Consider the following 21,907-nt stretch of genomic DNA (forward strand, 5'->3'; position numbering starts at 1 on the left):
AGGCACTTCGATGTCCGGTACGCACACCGATGTTCCCTCCGTCGTCGCGCACGAGCTGCCGCGGCCGGTGCCGCTAGACGAGTTCGCCGCGTGCCCGGTCGGGGAGGTCTTCAGGCGGGTGGGCGACAGATGGAGCATGCTGCTGGTGATCCTGCTGGGCCGGCGCTCCTACCGCTACAACGAGCTGCATCGGGCGATCGAGGGGATCAGCCAGCGGATGCTGACCCGTACGCTGCGCGGTCTGGAGACCGACGGGCTCGTCCACCGGGAGGTCCACCCGACCGTGCCGCCCAGCGTGGAGTACAGCCTCACCCCGTTGGGCCGCACGCTTCTGGAGCCCCTCTCCGCACTGGCCGACTGGGCCGTCCTGCACGAACCGGAGATCGCCAAGGCCCGTGCCGAGCGGATCAGAGGGGGCGGGCCCAGTTCTGACCTTTGAGGTCCTTGCCGAAGCTGTGGTGGGGGGCCTGGTCCACCAGTTGGAAGCCGGCGACCTGGTAGATGCGGCGGGCCGCGGTCAGGACGTCGTTGGTCCAGAGGGTGATCTCGGCGTAGCCGGCGGTCCGGGCGAAGGCGAGGCATTGGTCGACCAGGCGGGCGCCCAGGCCGTGGCCTCGGGCGGACGGGTGGACGAGCAGCAGCCGCAGCCTGGCCGTGCGGTCGTCGTCGGCCACGCAGAAGACGCAGCCGGCGCGGCGCCCGTCGACCTCGGCGATCCAGGCGGTCTCGCGGGCGGGGTCGCCGGAGCCGGCGTGGTCGGCGACGATCCGGGCCACGAGGGCCTCGAACTCGTGGTTCCAGCCGAACTGCTCGGCGTAGATCTCGCCGTGGGCCTGCACCACCCAGCCCAGGTCTCCGGGTTCGCCCAGGCGCCGTACGGCGGAGTCGGTCATGATCACTCCCTCGACTGAAACGAGTGTTTCAGTCAGACTACGATAACACCATGGCCAGCGACGAGACCGCTCCTTCGGCACGGCGGAACGAGCTGCTGGAGGCCGCCTACCGGTACGTCCTGGCGCACGGCCTGGCCGATCTGTCGCTGCGCCCGCTGGCCGCGGCGATCGGGTCCAGCCCGCGGGTGCTGCTCTACCTGTTCGGCAGCAAGGACGGCCTGGTGCGGGCGCTGCTGGCCCGGGCGCGCAGCGAGGAACTGGAGCTGCTCGAGCAGATCGGCCGCGGGCCGTACGCCTTGGAGGAGGCGGCCGGGCTGCTCTGGGACTGGCTCTCGGATCCCCGGCGCCGGTCGCTGCTGCGGCTCTGGGTGGAGGGGTACGCCCGCTCGCTGATCGACCCTGACGGCCCGTGGGCCGGGTTCGCCGCCGCGACCGTCGACGACTGGCTGGCGGTGCTGGCCACGATGCAGGACCCCGCCGACCGCGACGGCGCCCGGGACCGGACGGCCGTCCTGGCGATCCTGCGGGGCGCGCTGCTGGACCTGCTGGCCACCGGCGACGAGGAGCGCGTCACCGCCGCGGTGCGCGCCCGGCTGCACGGGAACCAAGCGCTCGCTTGACTAGTGGCTCCCGGCACGCCAGCGTGGTCGTTGATCGACGCGGCGTACGGGAGAGGGCCGATGGGCTTGCTGGACGGGCTTCGGGTGCTGGATCTGACCATGTGGCGGCCCGGGCCGTACGCCACCCAGCTGCTCGCGCAGCAGGGCGCGGACGTGATCAAGGTGGAGCCGCCCGGCGGCGAGCCGATGCGGATGTTCCGCGGCCACTTCGACCTGCTCAACCAGCACAAGCGGTCGATCGCGCTCGATCTCAAGGACGCGGCCGGACGGGCCCGCTGCCTCGATCTGGCGGCCGGCGCCGAGGTGTTCGTCGAGGGGTTCCGGCCCGGTGTCGCGGACCGGCTCGGCGTCGGGCACGAGGCGCTGCTGGCGCTGAACCCGGGCCTGGTCTACTGCTCCCTGTCCGGGTACGGGGCGGACGGCTCCCTGTCCGCGGTGCCCGGCCACGACGTGAACTACCGCGCCTACGCGGGCGCCCTCCTGGACGGGACGCCCTCGCACGAGCTCCCGGTGGCCGACATGGCGGCGGCGACGATGGCCGCGTTCGCGATCAGCGCCGCCTGCCTGAAGGCCCGCGCGACCGGAATCGGCGAACGCGTCGATCTGGGCATGGCCGACGTGATGGCGCACTGGGTGGGCACCGCCCCGGAGATGCCCACGGCGGGGAGCGGCGGGCCCGTCCCCGGTTACGGGGTGTACACGGCCAAGGACGGCGGGCAGGTCGCCCTGGGCGTGGTGTCGGAGGAGCGGCTGTGGGCGGCCACGTGCCGGGCGCTCGGGCTGACCGAGCACGTGGACGTGCCGTTCGCCGAGCGCCTGGGCCGGGTCCGCGAGCTGGACGCGGCGGTGGCGGACGCGATCGCCCGGCTCGGCCGCGACGAGGCCGTCGACCTGCTGGACGCGGCGGGCGCCCCCGTCGCACCCGTGCTGGCCAGGGCGGAGATGATGGCGCACCACCACTTCCAGGCCCGCGGCGTGATCGGGGACGGGACGGTGGGGGCGCCGTTCCGTACCGCCGTCCATCCCGGCCTTCCCCCCGGCCCGGTCGCGGAGCTGGACGAACACCGCGGCCAGGGCTGGTAACCGCCAGATATTTCGTAACGTTTCGTCGTATTCACCTGGCATGCTGGATGGGTGAGCGAGTCGGAGGAGCAAGCGGGTTACACAGCGTGACCGCGCGCGTGCTGAGTCCCGTGCTGGTGGGCCGGTCGGCCGAGCTGGGAGATCTCGAGGAGGCGCTCGCCCACGCGCCCGGCGCCGTGCTGGTCGGCGGTGAGGCGGGGCTGGGCAAGACCCGGCTGATCCGCGAGTTCGCCGCGACCGTGAGGAACGGGGACGCCGGCGTCCGGCTGCTGGTCGGCGGGTGCCTGGAGCTGGGGTCGGACGGCCTGCCGTTCGCGCCGTTCACCACCGTCCTGCGCGGGCTGGTCCGCGACATCGGCATCGAGGGCGTGGCGGAGCTGCTGCCCCGGGGCGACACCGCCGGGCTGGCGCGGCTGCTGCCGGAGTTCGGGGAGCCGGAGACCGACGCGGCCTCCGCCGAGGAGCGCGCGCGGCTGTTCGAGCTGGTGCTGATCCTGCTGGAGCGGCTGGCCGAGCGCGGCCCGGTCGTCCTGGTCATCGAGGACGCGCACTGGGCGGACCGGTCCACCCGCGACCTGCTGGCGTTCCTGGTGCGCAACGCCGACACCGCGCCGCTGCTGATCGTGACCACCTACCGCACCGACGAGCTGCACCGCGCCCATCCGCTGCGGCCGCTGCTGGCCGGGCTGGCCCGCGTGGACCGGGTGCGGCGGCTGGAGCTGAACCGGCTGTCGCGCGGCGACGTGTCCCGGATGGTGGCCGGGCTGCGCGGCGAGGAGCCGCCCGCGGCGCTGGTCGAGCGGATCCACGCGCGCAGCGAGGGCAATCCGCTGTTCGTGGAGTTCCTGCTGGAGGCCGACGACGGCGGCAAGCAGGGCGAGCTGCCCGAGTCGCTGCGCGACCTGCTGCTGGCGGGCGTGCAGCGGCTGCCGGAGGAGACCCAGGACGTGCTGCGGGACGCCAGCGGCGGCGGCACCCGGATCGAGCACGCGCTGCTGGCGGCGGTGTCCGGGCTGGACGACGCCCGGCTGACCCGGGTGCTGCGTCCCGCCGTCGCCGCCAACGTGCTGGTCGTGGACGGCGACGGGTACGCGTTCCGGCACGCCCTCATCCGCGAGGCCATCCACGACGACCTGCTGCCCGGCGAGCACACCCGCCTGCACACCCGGTACGCGCAGGCGCTGGAGGGCGAGCCCGGGCTCGTCCCGGCGCGGCGGCTGTGGGTGGAGCTGAGCCACCACTGGCTGTCCGCGCACGACGCGACGTGGGCGCTGGTCAGCGCGTGGCGGGCGGCGGGCGAGGCGCGCAAGGCGCTGGCGTACGCCGAGCAGCTCGCGATGCTCTGGCGCGTCCTGGAGCTGTGGGAGCGGGTGCCGGACGCGCCCGACCGGATCGGCGCGGCGCATCTGGACGTGCTGGAGCAGGCCGCGATCGCCGCCGACCTGGCGGGCGAGTTCGACCGCGGCATCAAGCTCGCGACCAGCGCGCTGAAGGCCACCGGCACGGGCGAGGGCACCGGCCCGCGGCGGGCCGCCCTGCTGGAGCTGCGCGGCCGGATGCGCCACCAGATGGCGCTGCCCGGCTTCGTGGAGGATCTGCAGGAGGCGGTGCGCTGCATCCCGCCCGACCCGCCGACCGAGCTGCGGGCCCGGACGCTGTCCACGCTGGCCACCTACGTGCGCCTCACCACCGACATCGAGGTGGCGCGGAGGGCGGCGGCGGAGTCGCTGGAGATCGCCCAGAGGATCGGCGCGCTGTCCGCCGAGGTGGACGCGCGGACCACCCTGTTCTGCGTCGACATCGACTACGACGCGGACGAGGCGGCGCTGACGGAGGTGGAGGAGCGCGCTAGGCGCGCCGGGAGCCCCCGCTCGCTGCTGCGGGTCGCCGTGATCAAGTCGCACTTCCTGGAGGGCGCCGGACGGCACGAGGAGGCCGTCGAGGTGGCGCACCGCGGCATGGAGCTGGCCCGCGAGTACGGCGTGGCCCGGACGCAGGGCACGTTCCTCGGCATCAACCGGGCCGAGCCGCTGGTGTCGCTGGGCCGCTGGGACGAGGCGCGCACCGTGCTGCGGCAGGCCATGGAGCAGGACCCGGCGATCACCATCCGCACCTCGCTGGTGGTGCTGGACGGGGAGGTCGCGCTGGCCCTCGGCGACCTGGCCACCGCCCGCGACCGGCTGGCCGAGGCCCGCGAGATCATGGACCTGAAGATGAAGTGGCTGAAGACCCAGGACTTCTTCGCCACGCTGCGGCTGGAGGCGCAGGTGCGGATGGCCGAGGGCCGGCCGGACGCGGCGCTGGCGGCGGTCCGCGGGGTGATCGCGACGCCGGGCCTGCCCGACGACAGCCGGTACGCGTGGCCGGTCCTGGTGATCGGCGCGGCGGCGTGCGCCGAGCTCGGGGACGCCGCGACGATCGACGGCGCGGCGGCGTTCCCGCAACTCCGGGCCAGGGTGGCGGGGCTGGACACGCGCAGCCCGGCGCAGGAGGCGTACCAGCGGGCGTTCGAGGCGGAGGCCACGCGGGTGCTGGACGAGCCCGACCCGGAGGTCTGGGACGCCTCGGCGGCGGCCTGGGAGGCGCTGCGGCGCCCGTACCAGCGGGCGGAGGCGCTGCTGCGGGCCGCGGAGGCGGCGCTGGCGCGCGGCGACCACGGCGCCGCGGCCGAGCGGCTGGACCGTGCCGCCGATCTGGCGGGCGAGCTGAAGGCGCGGCCGCTGTGCGAGCGGATCGCGGAGTGCGGGCGGCGGCTGCGGCGCCGGGACGAGGCGGCCCCGCTGGGGTTGACGCCGCGCGAGTTCGAGGTGCTGCGGCTGGTGGCGGAGGGGCAGAGCAACCGCGACATCGCCGCGGCCCTGGTCATCTCGGTGAAGACCGCCAGCGTGCACGTCTCCAACATCCTGGCCAAGCTGGAGGTCGGGAGCCGCGGCGAGGCCGCGGCCACCGCGCACCGCCTCGGCCTCTTCCAGCCCACCCGCACGGGCTGAGGCCCGCGGCCTGGCCGGTCGGTCCCGGGGGGCTGCCCCGCCGGGACCGACCGGAGCTTCGAGGCGAAGGCCGGCGACCGGGGCCTCCCCTCCCGGGCCCCCGTCACCGGACCTCCGGGCCACACGGGAACTACAGTGGCCGGCCTTCTGGAGCGCGCGCCGCGGAAGTACGCGGTACTTCACCCGCCTGGAGGAACGGCCCGTACCCCGTCCGGCCGGTTCCCATCCTGGCCGCCTAGGGATACCGAGAGGCATCGGGAGACATCCCGATACGCATACCTATTCGCCACCCACTCCCGGGCACGCCGAAAGCCCCGCACCTGCAGGACGGCACGGGGCTTTGCGGAGCGTCTGAGGAGCCGGGCGTCAGCGCGGGACGCGGGCCACGCAGAAGACGGTCTGCCCGAACGGCGGCCGGACGACCCGCTCGATGCCGCGGGTCAGCGGCACGACCGTGCGGTCGTAGATCTTCACCAGCCGCGGGTCGGGGTAGCCGACGCTGCCCCGGCGGACCGCGACCCACCAGGCGATGCCGCCCAGGAAGTTGATCGGCTTGAGCACCTCCGGCAGCAGCCCGGCCTCGCGGACGGAGGCGGCCAGGGTGGCGGGGGTGTAGCGGGTCACGTGCCCGACCTTGCGGTCGAAGTCGCCGTAGAGCTGCATGTAGCCGGGCACCCAGATGACGATCCGGCCGCCGGGCTTGGTGACCGCCGCCAGGTCGCGCAGCGCCTGGGCGTCGTCCTTGATGTGCTCCAGCACGTTCATCATGACGACGGTGTCGACCTTCTGCCGGATGCCGACCTCGGCGGGCAGTTCCAGGTCGAGGACCTCGACGTCGTCGTTGTCGGCGTAGCGCTTGCGCAGCTCACCCACGCAGTACGGGTCGTTGTCGCTGACGGCCAGGTAGTCGAGCCGGCCGGCGAACTGCTCGGAGAAGTGCCCGAGACCGGAGCCGATCTCCAGGAGGGAGCGGCCGACGTACGGCGCGACCGTCTCGTACTCGTACTTGCGGTAGTTGCGGGCCTCGTCACCGCCGAGGTGGTTCTCCAGCGCGCCCTCCCCGGCCGCCGGCTGGACGAGCTCCCCGTCCCCCGCGGCCGGCGCCGCGCGCTGTGTGCGTGAGCCGCCGCTGCTCACGAGGTTGAGGAGGGTACCGGTGATGGACTTCTTCTGACCTGGTGACTGCATTACTTCCCGCTCGCTGGGTGCGTTCGTCGCTCGCTGGCGTTCAGCCTGGCGTTCGCCCGACCGGCGGGCCGACACCTCTGCGGGGCCAGGCCGGTTCTCAGGCGCAAGGTCGCGTCAGTCTATCCACAGGGACCGCCTCCAAGCGCCGCAGGCGCGCTTTTTCACCCCCGGCACGTCGCCGCACCGGCGTTCCCGGGACGCGCCCGGATCACCGTCCGGTGCACGCCCTGGCCTGGCTGGACGGGCCGGCGCCGCCCATGAGATGCCAGGTCACGTCGCTGTAGCGGGCGGCGAAGAGGTAGTCGCGGCAGGCCCGTTCGAGGGCGTTGGGACGCCGGGCGCGCAGGATTCCGAATTCGTCGGCGACGGTGTTGAGCACGGCCGCCGCGACCGTGTCAAGGGGGACGTCGGCGCCGAGGTCGCCGAGCGCGGGGGGCGGCCCGGCCCGCCGCGCGCACGCGATGTAGCGGCGGGTGCCGGGCCCGGCCGGGACGACGTGCACCGCGGCGTGCACGAGTTCGGCGTGCCGGGTGCGCAGCCGCGCGGTCTGGACGGTCCCGTTCCAGAGCGCCGCGGCCGAAACACCGAACCGCTCGACGGCCTTGGCCACGAGCGCGCCGAGACCGACCGACGAGCCGGAGTCGGGGCCGGGGCCGACCGCCTGGACGAGGGTGAAGTTGAGCGTGCCGGGGCCGGTGTAGACGGCCTCGCCGCCGCTGGCCCGCCGGACGACGCGGACGCCGTCCTGGGCGCATCCGGCGACGTCCACGGCCCGGTCGACGTCCTGGAAGCGGCCGACGACCACGCTCGGCGCGTTCTGCCAGATCCGGAACAGCGCCACCGGACCGGTCGCGCCGTCGGCGTCGGCGTCGGGGAGCGCGAGCGAGCCCGAGCGGGCCAGCGCCTCGTCCAGGGCGAGGTTCCACGCCGGGTCGCCGGTGTCGTCGACGATCACGCTGAGCACCGCCCGCCCTCCTCCCACCGGCACCACCGAAACCACCAGCACCATGCGAAACCGATCTTTGCAAGATATCGACCTTGCCGACAGTCCACAGGAAGACGGTTTTCAGATGGTGACACTCGGGGAAAGGTGCCCGGTCAGTCGATGAAGCGGTGGACGCCCTCGCGCTCGCCCGGACCCGGCTCGGCGGCGGCGATCCACGGGCCGGGCAGGGACGGGTCGAGCACGCCCTCCTCCAGCCAGGTGAACTCGCCCGCGAGGACCTGCCGGGCCAGCTTGGAGTCGAGGTCGTCGGTGTTGCGCCAGAGCCCGTCGAACAGCTCCTCCACCCGGACGCGGGCCTGGCGGCAGAACGCGTCCGCGAGCCGCAGCGCCGAGTCGCCCGGGGCCGTCGCCGAGTCGCCGGCCAGCGGCGGGACGCCGGCTCCGGCGCGGGCGTCGGCGTGGGCGCGCACGCACACCGCGCTCATCGCGAACAGCTCGGCGCCGATGTCGACCATCCGGCCGAGGAAGCCCTGCTTGTACTCCAGCCGGCCCTGCCAGCGACCGGCCGCGTAGAACGTCGAGCGGGCCAGCTTGCGGGAGGCGCGCTCGACGTAGCGCAGGTGCCGGGCCAGCGGGCCGAACTCGGCGTACGACCCGGGCCGCTGCCCGGGGCCCGTCACCAGCGTGGGCAGCCAGCGGGCGTAGAACCCGCCCGCGCGGGCCGCGGCGCGCGCCTTCTGCTCGCGGCTGGCCTCCGGGTCGATGATGTCGCCGGCCACCGACAGGTGGGCGTCCACCGCCTCGCGGGCGATCAGCAGATGCATGATCTCGGTGGAGCCCTCGAAGATCCGGTTGATCCGCAGGTCGCGCAGGACCTGCTCGGCCGGCACCCCGCGCTCGCCCCGCGCCGCGAGCGACTCCGCGGTCTCGTAGCCGCGCCCGCCGCGCACCTGGACGAGCTCGTCGGCGACCCGCCAGGCCATCTCCGAGGACCACAGCTTGGCCAGCGCCGCCTCGATCCGGATGTCGTTGCGCTCGTCGTCGGCGAGCTGTCCGGCCAGGTCGAACATGGCCTCCATGGCGTAGGAGGTGGCCGCGATGAACGCCACCTTGCGGGAGATCGCCTCGTGCTCGCCGACGGGGCGGCCCCACTGGACGCGCTCCCGGCTCCACTGGCGGGCGATCCCGGTGGCCCACTTGCCGGCCGCGGCGCACATCGCCGGCAGCGACAGCCGGCCCGTGTTGAGCGTGGTCAGCGCGATCTTGAGCCCGGCGCCCTCGGCTCCGATGAGATTGGCCGCGGGCACCCGCACCCGGTGGAAGCGGGTGACGCCGTTCTCGATGCCGCGCAGCCCCATGAACGCGTTGCGGTTCTCGACCGTGATACCCGGGGTGCGCATGTCGACGACGAACGCGGAGATGCCGCCGCGGTGCCCCTCCCCCTTCGGGACGCGGGCCATCACGACCACCAGGTCGGCGATGACGCCGTTGGTCGTCCACAGCTTGACCCCGTCCAGGACGTAGGAGTCGCCGTCGGGCACGGCGGTGGAGCGCAGCCGGGCCGGGTCGGAGCCCACGTCGGGCTCGGTCAGCAGGAACGCGCTGATCTCCCGGGCGCAGCGCGGCAGCCAGGTCTCCCGCTGCTCGGCGGTGCCGAACAGCTTGATCGGCTGCGGCACGCCGATGGACTGGTGCGCCGACAGCAGCGCGCCCAGCGCCGGGCTCACCGAGCCGGCCAGCATCAGCGCGCGGCCGTAGTAGAGCTGGCTGAGGCCGAGACCGCCGTACCGCTCGGGAATCTTCATGCCGAGCGCGCCGATGTCGCGAAGGCCGCGGACGGTCTCTTCCGGAATGCGCGCCTCGCGTTCGATCAGGGCGGAGTCGACCTCGGTGGAGCAGAATTCCCGAAGCCGCTCCAGGAACGCCTCTCCCTTGCGCCGGGACTCGTCGTCGGCCCGCGGATGGGGATGGACGAGATCGAGCCGGAAATCGCCCAGGAAGAGTCCTTTACCGAAGCTGGGCAGGCGCCATTCGGCCTCCCGCGCCTCCTCGGCGACCTTGCGTGCGGTGCGCGCGTCCACGGCCCCGCGCGCGCCCTCTCGCGCCCTTTGCCGGGTCGTGCCGGGCCCGGTCTCGCTGGGCCCGGAAGCGCCGTTCTCGGTTGACTTGCTGCTGGTCTGGCTCATGCCGGCTCCTCGGCGGCGGCGTGCGGTCACCCGTGAATCACATCCGGGGCCGTACCCGGGGGCCGGGCCGGTCATTCGACTCCGATCAGGATTTGGACGCCGCTTGGGCGTCCGGTAACACCGCTCCCGCCGGCCGGAATGGGAACCGGGAAAGGGACCGTTCCAGCGCGGCAGAACCGCGTCCACCATCGGCCGGGAGAGCGGCGGCTTTTCCGAACCGTCCGGCTGGAAGCGCGCGAAGTCTCCGATAAGATCAGTGTGACCGAAGGCCTTGACCGTACGAGGCCAGAGGGGTTCGCTGTGCGTGATGGATGAGACACGGAGACCGACTCTCATCGCCTCGGTGCAGCGTGCGCTGCGGCTCATGGAGGCGGTGGCGTCACATCCCAACGGGGCGCCGGCCAAGCAGCTCGCCCGCGAGGCCGGGCTTCCCCTCGCCACCGCCTACCACCTGCTGCGCACGCTGGCGCACGAGGGCTATGCGATGCGGCTGTCGGACGGCGTCTGGGTGCTGGGCGAACGGGTGCAGACGCTGCACGGCCAGAGCAAGACCCAGCAGATCCTGGCCCGGATCCGCCCCACGCTGCTCGCGCTGCGCGACGAGCTGGGGGCGGCGTCCTACTTCGGCATGCACGTCGACGACGAGATCCGCATCATCGACATCGCCGACGGCCCGCGCACGCCCCGGGTCGACCTGTGGGTCGGCTTCGACGAGGCCGCGCACGCCACCGCGATCGGCAAGTGCGTGCTGCGCCAGCTCAGCGAGGACCGCCGCCGCGACTACCTGTCCCGGCACCCGCTGGTCGACCTGACCCCGCACACGATCACCGAGCCGCGGCGGCTGCTCCGGCTCCTGGCCACCCCCGCCGACCTCACCATCGACCAGGAGGAGTACGCCCTGGGCACGGGCTGCGCCGCCGTCCCGGTCAGCGACGCCACCGGCTCCGTGGTGGGCGCGCTGGCCGTGTCGTGCCGGCCGGGGCGGCTGCCGAAGATGCAGGCGGCCGCCGACCGCCTCCAGGCCACCGCCGCCCGCATCCAGCGCACCCTCACCCTCACGCTCTCCTAGGCCATGTTCCCGGGAGCGGCGATGCCCTCCTACCGGATCAGCGGCCCTGGAAGTGTGGGTCGCGGCCTACCAGGCACAGGTGCGGAGATGCCCTCCTGCCCAGTCAGCGGCCTTGGAAGTGTGGGTCGCGGCCTACCAGGCACAGGTGCGGAGATGCCCTCCTGCCCAGTCAGCGGCCTTGGAAGTGTGGGTCGCGGCCCTCCAGGAAAGCGGAGATGCCCTCCTTGGCGTCCTCGGAGCCGGCCAGTTCCACGAGCTCGCCGAGCAGGTGCGCCACCTGGTCCTCCAGGGGACGGCCCTCGATCGCGAAGAACGCCTCGCGGCCCTTGCGCAGCCCGAGCGGGCTCTTGGCGGCGATGGCGCGCGCCAGGTCGTCCACGTGGGCGTCCAGCTCGGCGCGCGGGACGACGTCGGTGACCAGCCCGATGTCCCGGCCCTCGGCGGCGGTGATCCGGCGTCCGGTGTAGTAGAGCTTGAACGCCTGCTTGGGCGGCACGTTCCGGTTGATGATCGCCATGATCATCATCGGCCAGAGGCCCACGCCGGCCTCGGGCGTGCCCAGCTTCACGTCCTCGGCGGCCACCACCAGGTCGCAGGCCGCCGCCAGCCCGAGCCCGCCCGCGACCGCGTGCCCGGCCAGCCGCGCGATGATCGGCTTGCCCAGCGCCGGGAACGCGGTGAACAGCCGGTACGGGGCGCTGGCGCGGATCGCCTCCGGATCGGCGACCGGCCGCCCGTCCCGCTGCGCCCGCCCGAGACCGCCCAGATCGGCACCCGCGCAGAAGGCCCGGTCGCCCGCGCCCGTCAGCACGATCACCCGGACGGCGTCGTCCGCCCCGGCGCGGGCGAACGCGTCCAGCAGCTCGTCGATCATCCCGTCGCTGAGCGCGTTGCGCGCCTCCGGGCGGTTCAGGGTGATCCGCGCGATCCGCTCGCCCACCTCGTACAGGATCGTCTCGTACCCGGTCTCCATGCCCCTCCTCGCACGCGGACGGCGGGCGGGCCCGCCATGGCCCCGCCCGCCGTATTCTCGCCCGTCGCGCGGAATCAGACCCGCTCGATGATGGTGGCGTTGGCCTGGCCGCCGCCCTCGCACATCGTCTGGAGGCCGAAGCGGCCGCCGGTGCGCTCCAGCTCGTGCAGCAGCTTGGTCATCAGCACGCAGCCGGTGGCGCCGAGCGGGTGGCCGAGCGCGATCGCGCCGCCGTTGGGGTTGGTCTTCTCCAGCGAGGCGCCGGTGTCCTTGGCCCAGGCCAGCGGGACGGGGGCGAACGCCTCGTTCACCTCGAAGGCGTCGATCTCGTCGATCTTCAGCCCGGACCTGGCCAGCGCCTTCTCGGTGGCGGGGATCGGGCCGGTCAGCATGTAGACCGGGTCCGAGCCGGTGACCGTCAGGGTGTGGATGCGGGCCCGCGGGGTCAGGTTGTGCTGCTTCACGGCCTCCTCGGAGGCGATCAGCAGCGCCGAGGACCCGACCGAGATCTGCGAGGCGACGGCGGCGGTCAGCGCCCAGCCCTCGCGCAGCGGCTGGAGCCCGGCCATCTTCTCCAGGGAGGTGTCGGGACGGGCGCCCTCGTCCTTGGTCAGCCCGGCGATCGGGGCGATCTCGCGGTCGAAGTAGCCGGCCTCGATGGCCTTGACCCCGCGCCGGTGGCTCTCCAGCGCGTACTCCTCCAGGTCGGTGCGGCTGAAGCCCCACTTCTCGGCCATCAGCTGGGCGCCGCGGTACTGGGAGATCTCCTGCTTGCCGTAGCGCTCGGCCCAGCCGTCGCCGTACGGGAAGGGCATGCCCTTCTCCAGCGCCATGGCGACCGAGGAGCCCATCGGCACCATCGCCATCTGCTCGACGCCGGCCGCGACGACCAGGTCCTGGGTGCCGGACAGGACGCCCTGGGCGGCGAAGTGGATCGCCTGCTGGGAGGACCCGCACTGGCGGTCGATGGTCACGCCGGGGACGTTCTCGGGCAGCCCGGCCGACAGCCAGGCGGTACGGGCGATGTCCAGGGACTGGGGGCCGACCTGCATGACGCAGCCCATGATGACGTCCTCGACCGCGGACGGGTCCACTCCGGTGCGGTCGACGAGCTCCTTGAGGACGTGGGCCCCGAGGTCGGCGGGGTGAACGTCCTTGAGGGCACCCTTCTTGGTGCCGACGGGGGTACGGACCGCGCCGACGATGTACGCCTCGGCCACTGCGCCTCCAATGTGGGTTGGGTTCCGTCCCGAAACCGAGTCAGATTCGGTCAGTCGCTACGAGAGTACATCGCACCGAGCGCAATGCCATATGACCCGGGTCTCGATGGTGCTCCTCACAAGGGTGGCACGCCGGTCAGGAGCCCGGACGGGCCGGGTGGACGGCCTCGCCGTCGGCGTCGTCCCCCAGCGACTCGTGGGCCAGCCGCGACAGCAGCCGGGCCAGTTCGGGGTGCTCCTCGGGCGACCAGCCGTCCAGGTGCCGGCACAGCCCGGCCCGGCGGGCCTCGACCAGCCGCGCCGCGGCCTCGCGTCCCCGCTCGGTGACGGCCAGCACGCGCCCCTCGCGGCGTTCCACGAGTCCCTCGTCCACCAGGCGGTCCACGTACGGCCGCCCCCGCTCGACCGGCACCCCGGCGAGCTCGGCCAGCTCGGGGCCCGGGACGGTGCCCTCCCGGGCGACCCGGCACAGCGTCCACAGGCTGCCCGCCGGCAGGGGCGGGGCGCCGGCGGGCACCGCGCCCGCGAGCGCGCCGAGCCGCACGTACAGCTCCTGCGCCTTCGGGTCGTGGCGCATCAGCTCGCTCAGCGCCCGCTCGATCTCGTGCCGGGACGAGCGGACCGTGGGCGCCGCCCCGAACCCCTCCCCGTAGTCGCGGGTCCGCGAGGTGGCCCGCAGCGGCACCTCGCGCAGGAACCAGGTCAGCGCGAACGCCGCCAGCACGACCGGGACCGCCCACCGGAACACCGGCTGGAGCGACTCGGCGAAGACGTGGACGAACTCCGCGCGGACCTGCGGCGGGAGCCGGTCCAGCACCTTCGGGTCGCCCTGCACGGCCGCCGGGTCGAAGCCCGGCGGCAGCCGGACCCGCCGCACCAGCTCCTCGGTGTTGCGGGCCAGCTCGCTGCTGAAGATCGACCCGAACACCGCGACGCCGAACGACCCGCCGATCTGCCGGAAGAACGTCACCCCGGACGTGGCCGACCCCAGGTCCCCGTACGACACCGCGTTCTGCACCGCGATCACCAGCACCTGCATGACCATGCCGAGCCCGAAGCCCAGCAGCGCGAACCGCAGGCTGGTGGACAGGGTGGAGGTGGTCTCGTCCATCCGCGAGCACAGCCACAGCGCCACCGCGATGATCGGCGTCCCCAGCACCGGGAAGACCTTGTAGTGCCCGGTCCGGCTGATCAGCTGCCCGGAGCCGATCGAGGAGACCAGCATCCCGGCCATCATCGGCAGCAGGTGCACGCCGGACAGCGTCGGCGACACCCCGTTCACCACCTGCAGGAACAGCGGCAGGAAGGTCAGCGCGCCGAACATCGCGAAGCCGACCGCGAAGCTGATCGCCGAGCCCAGCGTGAACGTGGCGGTGCCGAACAGCCGGGGCGGCATCACCGGCTCGGCGGCCCGCCGCTCCACCACCACCCAGACGGCGATGAGCACGGCCGCGAGCGCGCCCAGCCCGACGATCTGCGGGGAGAGCCAGTCGTACTGAGTCCCGCCCCAGGTGGTCAGCAGCACCAGCGCGACCGACCAGCCCACGATCAGCAGGATCCCGGCGTAGTCGATGCGGTGCCGCTCCCGTTCGGACGGCGCGTGCAGCACCACGGCGACGGCCGTGAGCGCGAGCGCCCCGATCGGCAGGTTGATGTAGAAGACCCAGCGCCAGGTCAGGTTGTCGACGAACCAGCCGCCCAGCAGCGGCCCGACCACGCTGGCCACGCCGAACACGGCGCCGAACAGGCCCTGGTAGCGGCCGCGCTCGCGGGGCGGCACCACGTCCCCGACGATCGCGACGACCAGCACCATCAGCCCGCCGCCGCCCAGGCCCTGCAGTGCCCGGAACGCGATCAGCTCGGGCATGTCGCGGGACAGCCCGCACAGCGCCGAGCCGATCAGGAAGATGACGATCGAGGTCTGGAACAGCCGCTTGCGGCCGTACTGGTCGCCGAGCTTGCCCCACAGCGGCGTGGACGCGGTCGCGGCCAGCAGGTAGGCGGTGACCACCCAGGACAGGTGGTTGAGCCCGCCCAGGTCGCCGACGATGGTGGGCAGCGCCGTCGACACGATCGTCTGGTCGAGCGCGGCCAGCAGCATCGCCAGCATCAGCGCGCCGAGGACGACGAACAGGTCGCGGCCGTGCGGCATGGTCTGCCGCGACCCGTTCCAGGCCGTCGCCCCTGCGGCCATCGTGAACCCCCCATACCATCACGTACGGGGAGTCTCTACCCAGCGACGATCGAGGCTCACGCCGCGTCCGGCGGGGACGGGCGCCGGACGGCGGACGAGAGGCGGGCGGCCCGCGGCGGGCGGCCTAGGACGGGCGGCCGGAGGTGGCCGTCAGCGGACGATGTCCTTGGCGACCTTGGCGGCGCCCAGGGCGGTGCAGCCGCCCGCGGCGGCGAGGACCCCGGCGGAGGCCCACACCGGCACGTTCTTGCGCGTGCGCAGCCCGCCCACGGTGTCGAGGGTGTCGATCGCCAGGCCGACCCGGGCCCACAGCCTGCGGTCGGAGTCCTTGCTGAGCAGGTAGCCGGCGCCGACCGCGATCTCCCGGGCGGCGAACATCCGGGTGACGAGGTCGCGGCTCCCGTCGGCGGTCTTCGCCCCGCCCAGGAGCTTGGCGGTGAGGCCGGGCGCGGCGAACGCCACCACGCCCAGCGCCACCCGGCCCCGGGCCAGGCTGAGCATGAGCTCGTCGACGCGGTCGCGACTCTGGTCCTGGTCTTCCTTCGCATCTGCCACGGAGGTGAGGTTATCCCCGTACCGGAGGGAACTCGACCCTTGGGGTAACTCCGTCCTTACTTCCGCGCGGGGCACCGCCGGGACGGGCCCGGCCGTTTAGGCTGCGGGGAGGAAACGGCACCCCTCATCCGACCCGCGCATCCCTCCGAACGCCCGAACGAAGGTGGCCATGGAAGGCATCCTCGCCCTCATCGTCGTCGCGCTGCTGGGCTCGTTCTGCGTCCGCTGGGCGGCGGGCCGGATGCGCCTGCCGATCCCCGCGCGCGCCAGCGTGCTCATCGTCCTGGTGCTGACGATCCTGCTCTTCTGGGGCAACAGCATGAACTAGTCCGGACGCCCGTCCGGTTTGTCTGTGGATTTTTCCACTCAGGTTGAAGAATTTTCGCCCGACAAGCCGAACAAACGGCCCGACCGGGGAGTCATAACCGTCGAGACCGGCTTCGAACCCGGCTCGTGCCCCCGGTCCCGTGTCTTCGGCCGGTCCCCCGGGCGGCGCGAGCGTTTCCCCGCACCCGAAGCCGCCCGGAGCCGAGGGAGAGCAGACGTGCCGCATCCGGCCACGATGACCGAGGAGCCCGGCGCGCCCATCGCCCCGCATCTCCGGCGGCTGCTGGAGTTCACCGAGCCCGCCGGCGACGACGTGTGCCTCGACGTCGCGCGCGGGCAGGGGCCGATGCCCGAGGCGCTCGGCCCCCAGGTCCGCCACGTGACGGCGGTCGACGCCCTGCCGCGCCGGTCCGCCGGACGCGACGGCGGCGGGCGGATGGCGACGGTCACGTTCGGCACCGGACCGGTGCGCATCGCCGGCGACCCCGTGCCGCCGCCGGGCCACGGCGCCCGCCCCGGCCCGGACCCGCGCGCCCAGGCCGGCGCCCAGGCCCCGCGCACCCAGGACCCCCGCGCCCAGGCCGGCGCCCAGGCCCCGCGTGCCCAAGACCCGCGCGCCCAGGCCCCGCGCGGCCGTGATCCGCGCGGCCACGACCATCCGCACGGCGGCGACGGCCGGGGCAGCGCCGTCACCGCGCACGACGGCGACCTGCTCCGCCCCCCGCGCGGCCGGGCGGCGATCCTGCGCCGCGGCACGCCCGACCCGGTGCGGGTCCGCGCCGACGCCACCGCGCTCCCCTACCGCGACGGCAGCTTCACCCTCGTCACCGCGCGCTTCTCGCTGTTCTCCCTCGGCGACCCGAACCGGGTGCTGCGCGAGTTGCTGCGGGTCTGCCGCCCCGGCGGCCGGCTGATCATCGCCGATCTGGTGCGCGGCAACCTGGCCCAGCCCGACCGCGACCGGATCGAGCGGCTGCGCGACCCCGACCACCCCGGCACCCCGTCCATCGCCGCCATCACCGACATGATCACCTCCGCCGGCGCCAGCATCCGGCGGCTGGACGTCTTCACCGTCGAGCGCCCCCTGGAGCCGTGGCTGGCCGGGGCCCGCGACCCGCGCGCCGCCGACCGCATCCGCGCCGCGCTGCTGGACGAGGTCGACGGCGGCCCCCGCACCGGCGCCAAACCCCGCGTGATCGGCGGGGAGCTGTGGTTCACCCAGTCCTGGGCGCATGTCGCGGCGGAACCGATCTGAGTCCGGCGCGTACCGTGAGGGCATGCGGGCTTGGGCAGTGGAGGAACCCGGACCGATCCAGGACGCGCCCCTGAGGCGCGTGGAGCGCGACACGCCCGAACCCGGGCCGGGCGAGCTGCTGGTCCGCGTGCTCGCCTGCGGCGTCTGCCGCACCGACCTGCACGTCGCCGAGGGCGACCTGCCCGTCCACCTGCCGGGCGTCACGCCCGGTCACGAGATCGTCGGCAAGGTCGTCGCAGCCGGGCCCGGCTGCCTGCGCGGCCCCGGCGACCGGGTCGGCGTGGCCTGGCTGCGCGGCACCTGCGGGGCCTGCCGGTTCTGCCGCCGCGGCGCCGAGAACCTCTGCCCCTACTCCGTCTACACCGGCTGGGACGCCCACGGCGGCTACGCCGAGTACGCCCTCGCCGTGGACGCCTTCTCCTACACGCTGCCCGAAGGGCTCGACGACGTGACCGCCGCGCCGCTGCTGTGCGCCGGGATCATCGGATACCGGGCGCTGCGCCGCGCCGAGCTGCCCCCGGGCGGGCGCCTGGGCCTGTGGGGCTTCGGCGGCTCCGCCCACCTCGCCGCCCAGATCGCGCTGGCCGAGGGCGCCGAGGTGTACGTCCCCACCCGCGACCCGGCCGCCCGCGAGCTGGCGCTGGAGCTCGGCGCGGTCTGGGCGGGCGACTCCTTCGACACGCCGCCGCGCCCGCTGGACTCGGCGATCATCTTCGCGCCCGCCGGCGAGCTCGTCCCGGCCGCGCTGCGCTGCCTCGACCGCGGCGGCACCCTCGCCATCGCCGGGATCCACCTCACCGACGTCCCGGGCCTCGACTACGAGCGCCACCTGTTCCAGGAACGGCAGGTCCGCTCGGTCACCGCCAACACGCGGGCGGACGGCGAGGAGTTCCTGCGGCTGGCGGCCCGGCTCCCGGTGACCGCCACGACGCACGTGTACGACCTCGACGCCGCCGACCGCGCCCTGCGGGACCTGGACGCCGGGGCCTTCACCGGAGCGGCCGTCCTCGTCCCCTGAGCGCCCCCCTGAGCGCCTCAGGAGCTCAGCGGGATCTCGAACCAGACCGCCTTGCCGTCGGAGGTCGGACGGGCGCCCCAGCGGCTGGCGAGCTGGTCGACCAGGTAGAGCCCGCGGCCGCCCTCGTCGGTCTCGCCCGCGCTGCGGATCCGCGGCAGCCGCATGTCGGAGTCGAACACCTCGACCCAGATCGCGTCCGCGCCGTGCCGCAGCCGCAGCCGGAACTCCTTGGTCGGCGGCTCGCGGCGGCCCAGGTCGGCGCCCAGGTTCCAGTCGTCCTCGTCGTAGCCCGCCGAGCCCGGCCCGGGCGCCCCGAAGTCTCCCGTGTTGAACTGCACCAGCGGCGGCCCGTCCAGGACCAGCTCGCGGCGCGGCGCCGGGGTCGAGGCGGCGTGCAGCACCACGTTGGTGACCACCTCCGACACCAGCAGGCAGGCCAGCTCGGCCTGCTCGTCGAGCATCCCCCAGGCGGCGAACGCGTCGGCGGCCATCCGCCGCGCCTCCGACACCATGATCGGCTCGGCCGGGAAGGTGCGCTCCTCGACCCCCAGCTCCTCGCCGGCGGTACGGATCACCACGATCGCGACATCGTCGTTGATCTCGCCCGGGACGGCCTCGTAGGCGGCCCTGGCGATGGCCTCCACGTCCCCGTCGGCCGCCTCGGCGACCGCGGCCCGCACCCGCTCGCGGGCCTCCTCCCGGGAGTGGTAGTCGCCGTCCTCCCGGGCCCTCCGGTCGATCAGGCCGTCGGTGTAGAGCACCAGCGTCGCGCCCGGCTTCAGCTCGGCGGTCTCCTCGCTGAAGAAGATCTCCCCGCCCATGCCCGGGGCGCGCACGCCCAGCATGGCGCCCTCGCTCTCGAACGGCAGGTCGCTCACCTCGCCGTCGACGATCAGCAGCGGCGGATCGTGCCCGGCGTTGGCGAACTCCAGCACCCGCGACCACGCGTCGTACACGAAGTAGGTGCACGACACCAGCGGCGGGCGGACCAGGTCGTCGCTGTTCCAGCCCGAGCTCATCCGCTCCGGGCGGGTCATCGTGCGGACCCACTCGTCGAGCTTGCGCAGGATCTCCGCGGGCGGCTTGTCGTCCTGGGCGAAGGCGCGCAGCGCGGCGCGCAGCTGGCCCATCACGGCGGCGGCCCGCGCCCCGCGGCCCTCCACGTCGCCGATCACCAGCCCGACCCGGCCCGCCGACAGCGGGATCACGTCGTACCAGTCGCCGCCGACCTGGGTCTGGATGCCGTGGCCGTGCGACTCCAGCGGGCGGGCCGGCTCGTACCGCCAGGCGATCTGCAGGCCGTCCAGCCGGGGCGGCCGCTCGCCGGGCAGCAGATGCTTCTGGAACGCCAGCGCGGTCTCCCGCTCCTCCTCGAACAGCAGCGAGTTGTCGACGGCCAGCGCGACCCGGCTGGCGATCGCGCCCAGCAGGTCGCGGTCGAAACCGTCGTAGTGCGGGTCGGGACGGCGGCTCAGGTTGGACAGCGCCATGCTCATCACGCCCAGCAGCTCGCCCCGCACCATCAGCGGCGCCGAGATCACCGAGGTGACGCCCATCTCGTCGCCCAGCCGCTTGCTGGACTCGGTGGGGGCGGAGAAACGGTGCTGCACCATGTCCTCGACCAGGACGGCGTCGCGGCGGCTCATCGCCTTGGCGCTGAAGTGGCCGGGCGGGTACGACACCGGCTCGCCGACCTCGGCCCAGGTGCCGGGCGGCGGCTCCCAGTCGCCGGCGTGCCGGGACACCCGGCGGTAGAGCCGGTCGCCGCTGTAGAGGTCGATGAAGCAGTGGTCGGCGAACTGCGGGACCAGCGTGTCGGCCACCCGGCGCAGCGTGGTCGCCAGCTCCAGCGAGCCGGCCAGCCGCTCCCCGATGCGCTCCAGCAGGCCGTAGCGGTCCTGCTCGCGCTGGTTGCTGCGCAGCGCCTCGCGGGCGAAGATCACGATCCCGTCGACGGCCCCGGACGGGTGGCGCAGCGGCACGGCGTGCGCGCGGGTGTAGACGGTGGTGCCGTCGGCCCGCAGGTTGCAGAAGGTGCCCTCCCACACGCCGCCCTTGAGGACGTGCCGGGCCAGCTCGGTGGCCTGCTCGTGGTCCTCCTCGGCGATGCCGAGGGACAGGATCGACTGGCCGATGACGTCGTCGCCGCCGAAGCCGAACAGCTGCCGCGCGAAGGCGTTGCCGTAGATGACGTTGCTGAAGCGGTCGCAGACGATGACCGCCATCTCCATCTGGTTCAGCACGGTCTCGGGCGGCAGGTGTGCGTCGAACGGCGACTCCCCCCAACGCTTCATGTGCTCACCCTGCTTACCGAAGCCACTGCCGTCCGGCTCCCGATGCCGTTCCCGCCGTCGATGTCGCTGCCGTTGCCGTCGTCGCCGATGTCGTCGTCTCCGCCGGCACGGACGGCCCCGCGCGCGACCCCCGGGTGCGCGTTCACCGGGCGTCGCACCGCGAACGCCGCGCGTGCCTCTTCCGTATTGAACGACGAAGTCGCCGCGGGGATACGCGAGATCGGCACGACGGCGCGGAGATCTTCGGTATAGAGCGGTCCAGGGCGGCGTTTCCCGTGCACGCGCGAACGCCCTCCGAGGCACCCTCGGAGGGCGGCGCGGAAGGCGGCGCGGCGTGCGCCGCGCAGGGCCGCGCGAAGGTCATCGGCGGCTGACGAAGACGTGCTCGGCGATGTCCTTCGGGAGGTCGGTCGTCGGATTGCCGCCCTCGTCGTCACACGTCACCCGCACCCCGTCGTCGCTCTCCCGGAGGGTCACCTCCCGCCCGGGCTGGATCCCCATCTGCTTGAGTCTAAGCATCAGGTCGCTGTCGCTCTGCACCTGCTCGCTGATCCGGCGGATCACCGCGGGGGCGCCGCCCTCGGTGGCGACCTGGGTCATCACCGACACCGGGCCGCCCTGCGCGGCGTCGGTGTGCCCGCCGAGCTCGTCCAGACCGGGGATGGGGTTGCCGTGCGGGCAGGTCGTGGGGTTGTCGAGCAGGGCGACCAGGCGCCGCTCGACCTCCTCCGACATCACGTGCTCCCACCGGCAGGCCTCGATGTGCACGTCCTCCCAGGGCAGTCCGATCACGTTGACCAGCAGGCACTCGGCCAGGCGGTGCTTGCGCATCACGCGGGTGGCCAGCCCGCGGCCGCTGTCGGTGAGCTCCAGATGGCGATCGCCCTCGACCCGCAGCAGCCCGTCGCGCTCCATCCGCGCCACCGTCTGGCTCACCGTCGGGCCGCTCTGCGAGAGCCGCTCGGCGATGCGCGCGCGAAGGGGGATGATCCCCTCCTCTTCGAGCTCGAAGACCGTCCGGAGATACATCTCCGTGGTATCGATCAGGCCGTGTGAGGTCACAGCTCCCTCCAGTCTTGTGGCCCCGAGTCTACTT

The 21,907-nt window shown here is 73.7% G+C and carries 18 protein-coding genes; 8 read left to right on the forward strand and 10 right to left on the reverse strand.

From position 1 onward, the window contains the following. Nucleotides 1-10 precede the first annotated feature (10 nt). On the forward strand, nucleotides 11-439 hold the full coding sequence (locus ACFPZN_RS23845; RefSeq protein ID WP_378284336.1) for a winged helix-turn-helix transcriptional regulator: 429 nt from the start codon (nucleotides 11-13) through the stop codon (nucleotides 437-439). Here the strand turns inward: ACFPZN_RS23845 and ACFPZN_RS23850 are convergent. Further along, a complete protein-coding gene (locus ACFPZN_RS23850; RefSeq protein WP_378284337.1) occupies nucleotides 408-893 on the reverse strand; it encodes a GNAT family N-acetyltransferase in 486 nt (161 codons plus the stop codon). The two genes, ACFPZN_RS23845 and ACFPZN_RS23850, sit on opposite strands and share 32 nt — an antisense overlap. A 50-nt stretch (nucleotides 894-943) precedes the next feature. Here ACFPZN_RS23850 and ACFPZN_RS23855 point away from each other — a divergent pair, with 50 nt between their 5' ends. The 3 genes from ACFPZN_RS23855 (at nucleotide 944) to ACFPZN_RS23865 (ending at nucleotide 5,586) form a co-directional block, all read left to right on the forward strand. Then, nucleotides 944-1,513, forward strand: coding sequence for a TetR family transcriptional regulator (locus tag ACFPZN_RS23855; protein WP_378284338.1), 570 nt, complete (start codon nucleotides 944-946; stop codon nucleotides 1,511-1,513). A 60-nt stretch (nucleotides 1,514-1,573) separates the two neighbouring features. Then, nucleotides 1,574-2,596, forward strand: a complete 1,023-nt coding sequence (locus tag ACFPZN_RS23860; RefSeq protein WP_378284339.1) for a CaiB/BaiF CoA transferase family protein — start codon at nucleotides 1,574-1,576, stop codon at nucleotides 2,594-2,596. A gap of 86 nt (nucleotides 2,597-2,682) precedes the next feature. Next, nucleotides 2,683-5,586, forward strand: a complete 2,904-nt coding sequence (locus ACFPZN_RS23865; RefSeq protein WP_378284340.1) for a helix-turn-helix transcriptional regulator — start codon at nucleotides 2,683-2,685, stop codon at nucleotides 5,584-5,586. Nucleotides 5,587-5,952: 366 nt separating this feature from the next. Here ACFPZN_RS23865 and ACFPZN_RS23870 read toward each other — a convergent pair whose 3' ends face one another. From ACFPZN_RS23870 to ACFPZN_RS23880, 3 genes are all read right to left on the reverse strand, one after another. Beyond that, nucleotides 5,953-6,723 carry a class I SAM-dependent methyltransferase gene (locus ACFPZN_RS23870; RefSeq protein ID WP_378284342.1) on the reverse strand — a complete coding sequence of 257 codons (771 nt, stop codon included), beginning with the start codon at nucleotides 6,721-6,723 and terminating at the stop codon, nucleotides 5,953-5,955. A 259-nt stretch (nucleotides 6,724-6,982) separates the two neighbouring features. After that, nucleotides 6,983-7,783, reverse strand: coding sequence for a lipoate--protein ligase family protein (locus tag ACFPZN_RS23875; RefSeq protein ID WP_378284343.1), 801 nt, complete (start codon nucleotides 7,781-7,783; stop codon nucleotides 6,983-6,985). Between the two features lie 89 nt (nucleotides 7,784-7,872). Then, on the reverse strand, nucleotides 7,873-9,906 hold the full coding sequence (locus ACFPZN_RS23880; protein ID WP_378284344.1) for an acyl-CoA dehydrogenase family protein: 2,034 nt from the start codon (nucleotides 9,904-9,906) through the stop codon (nucleotides 7,873-7,875). Between the two features lie 343 nt (nucleotides 9,907-10,249). Here ACFPZN_RS23880 and ACFPZN_RS23885 point away from each other — a divergent pair, with 343 nt between their 5' ends. Continuing rightward, on the forward strand, nucleotides 10,250-10,975 hold the full coding sequence (locus tag ACFPZN_RS23885) for an IclR family transcriptional regulator (RefSeq protein ID WP_378284345.1): 726 nt from the start codon (nucleotides 10,250-10,252) through the stop codon (nucleotides 10,973-10,975). Nucleotides 10,976-11,144: 169 nt separating this feature from the next. Here the strand turns inward: ACFPZN_RS23885 and ACFPZN_RS23890 are convergent, their stop codons facing one another. From ACFPZN_RS23890 to ACFPZN_RS23905, 4 genes are all read right to left on the reverse strand, one after another. Next, a complete protein-coding gene (locus tag ACFPZN_RS23890; protein WP_378284346.1) occupies nucleotides 11,145-11,948 on the reverse strand; it encodes an enoyl-CoA hydratase/isomerase family protein in 804 nt (267 codons plus the stop codon). A gap of 74 nt (nucleotides 11,949-12,022) precedes the next feature. Beyond that, complete coding sequence (locus tag ACFPZN_RS23895) at nucleotides 12,023-13,168, reverse strand: acetyl-CoA C-acetyltransferase (RefSeq protein ID WP_378284347.1); 1,146 nt, start codon at nucleotides 13,166-13,168, stop codon at nucleotides 12,023-12,025. Between the two features lie 136 nt (nucleotides 13,169-13,304). Beyond that, nucleotides 13,305-15,362 carry an MFS transporter gene (locus ACFPZN_RS23900; protein ID WP_378284348.1) on the reverse strand — a complete coding sequence of 686 codons (2,058 nt, stop codon included), beginning with the start codon at nucleotides 15,360-15,362 and terminating at the stop codon, nucleotides 13,305-13,307. A 150-nt stretch (nucleotides 15,363-15,512) separates the two neighbouring features. Further along, a complete protein-coding gene (locus ACFPZN_RS23905) occupies nucleotides 15,513-15,917 on the reverse strand; it encodes a hypothetical protein (RefSeq protein WP_378284349.1) in 405 nt (134 codons plus the stop codon). Nucleotides 15,918-16,086: 169 nt separating this feature from the next. On the opposite strand from ACFPZN_RS23905, the gene ACFPZN_RS23910 reads away from it, so the two are divergent. The 3 genes from ACFPZN_RS23910 to ACFPZN_RS23920 all read left to right on the forward strand — a co-directional run bounded on the left by ACFPZN_RS23910 (nucleotide 16,087) and on the right by ACFPZN_RS23920 (nucleotide 18,517). Then, nucleotides 16,087-16,245 carry a hypothetical protein gene (locus ACFPZN_RS23910; protein WP_378284350.1) on the forward strand — a complete coding sequence of 53 codons (159 nt, stop codon included), beginning with the start codon at nucleotides 16,087-16,089 and terminating at the stop codon, nucleotides 16,243-16,245. Nucleotides 16,246-16,461: 216 nt separating this feature from the next. Continuing rightward, complete coding sequence (locus tag ACFPZN_RS23915; protein ID WP_378284351.1) at nucleotides 16,462-17,499, forward strand: class I SAM-dependent methyltransferase; 1,038 nt, start codon at nucleotides 16,462-16,464, stop codon at nucleotides 17,497-17,499. Nucleotides 17,500-17,521: 22 nt separating this feature from the next. Then, entirely contained in the window at nucleotides 17,522-18,517 is a 996-nt protein-coding gene (locus tag ACFPZN_RS23920; RefSeq protein WP_378284352.1) for a zinc-dependent alcohol dehydrogenase family protein, read from the forward strand. A 17-nt stretch (nucleotides 18,518-18,534) separates the two neighbouring features. On the opposite strand, the gene ACFPZN_RS23925 is transcribed toward ACFPZN_RS23920, so the two are convergent. Both ACFPZN_RS23925 and ACFPZN_RS23930 read right to left on the reverse strand, forming a co-directional pair. After that, the gene (locus tag ACFPZN_RS23925; RefSeq protein ID WP_378284353.1) at nucleotides 18,535-20,811 is read right to left on the reverse strand and encodes an ATP-binding SpoIIE family protein phosphatase; all 2,277 of its coding nucleotides are present in this window, start codon (nucleotides 20,809-20,811) and stop codon (nucleotides 18,535-18,537) included. Between the two features lie 360 nt (nucleotides 20,812-21,171). Beyond that, on the reverse strand, nucleotides 21,172-21,873 hold the full coding sequence (locus tag ACFPZN_RS23930) for a metal-dependent transcriptional regulator (protein ID WP_378284354.1): 702 nt from the start codon (nucleotides 21,871-21,873) through the stop codon (nucleotides 21,172-21,174). Between the last annotated feature and the right edge of the window lie 34 nt (nucleotides 21,874-21,907).

The sequence above is a fragment of the Actinomadura rugatobispora genome, assembly GCF_042656285.1.
In the GTDB taxonomy this organism is placed as follows: domain Bacteria; phylum Actinomycetota; class Actinomycetes; order Streptosporangiales; family Streptosporangiaceae; genus Spirillospora; species Spirillospora rugatobispora.

Coding starts and splice junctions, on each gene's coding strand:
- ACFPZN_RS23890 (WP_378284346.1), bottom strand. CDS start 11,948: ATGGAGACCGGGTACGAGACGATCCTGTACGAGGTGGGCGAGCGGATC.
- ACFPZN_RS23920 (WP_378284352.1), top strand. CDS start 17,522: ATGCGGGCTTGGGCAGTGGAGGAACCCGGACCGATCCAGGACGCGCCC.
- ACFPZN_RS23860 (WP_378284339.1), top strand. CDS start 1,574: ATGGGCTTGCTGGACGGGCTTCGGGTGCTGGATCTGACCATGTGGCGG.
- ACFPZN_RS23855 (WP_378284338.1), top strand. CDS start 944: ATGGCCAGCGACGAGACCGCTCCTTCGGCACGGCGGAACGAGCTGCTG.
- ACFPZN_RS23910 (WP_378284350.1), top strand. CDS start 16,087: ATGGAAGGCATCCTCGCCCTCATCGTCGTCGCGCTGCTGGGCTCGTTC.
- ACFPZN_RS23925 (WP_378284353.1), bottom strand. CDS start 20,811: ATGAAGCGTTGGGGGGAGTCGCCGTTCGACGCACACCTGCCGCCCGAG.
- ACFPZN_RS23880 (WP_378284344.1), bottom strand. CDS start 9,906: ATGAGCCAGACCAGCAGCAAGTCAACCGAGAACGGCGCTTCCGGGCCC.
- ACFPZN_RS23850 (WP_378284337.1), bottom strand. CDS start 893: ATGACCGACTCCGCCGTACGGCGCCTGGGCGAACCCGGAGACCTGGGC.
- ACFPZN_RS23900 (WP_378284348.1), bottom strand. CDS start 15,362: ATGGCCGCAGGGGCGACGGCCTGGAACGGGTCGCGGCAGACCATGCCG.
- ACFPZN_RS23875 (WP_378284343.1), bottom strand. CDS start 7,783: ATGGTGCTGGTGGTTTCGGTGGTGCCGGTGGGAGGAGGGCGGGCGGTG.
- ACFPZN_RS23845 (WP_378284336.1), top strand. CDS start 11: ATGTCCGGTACGCACACCGATGTTCCCTCCGTCGTCGCGCACGAGCTG.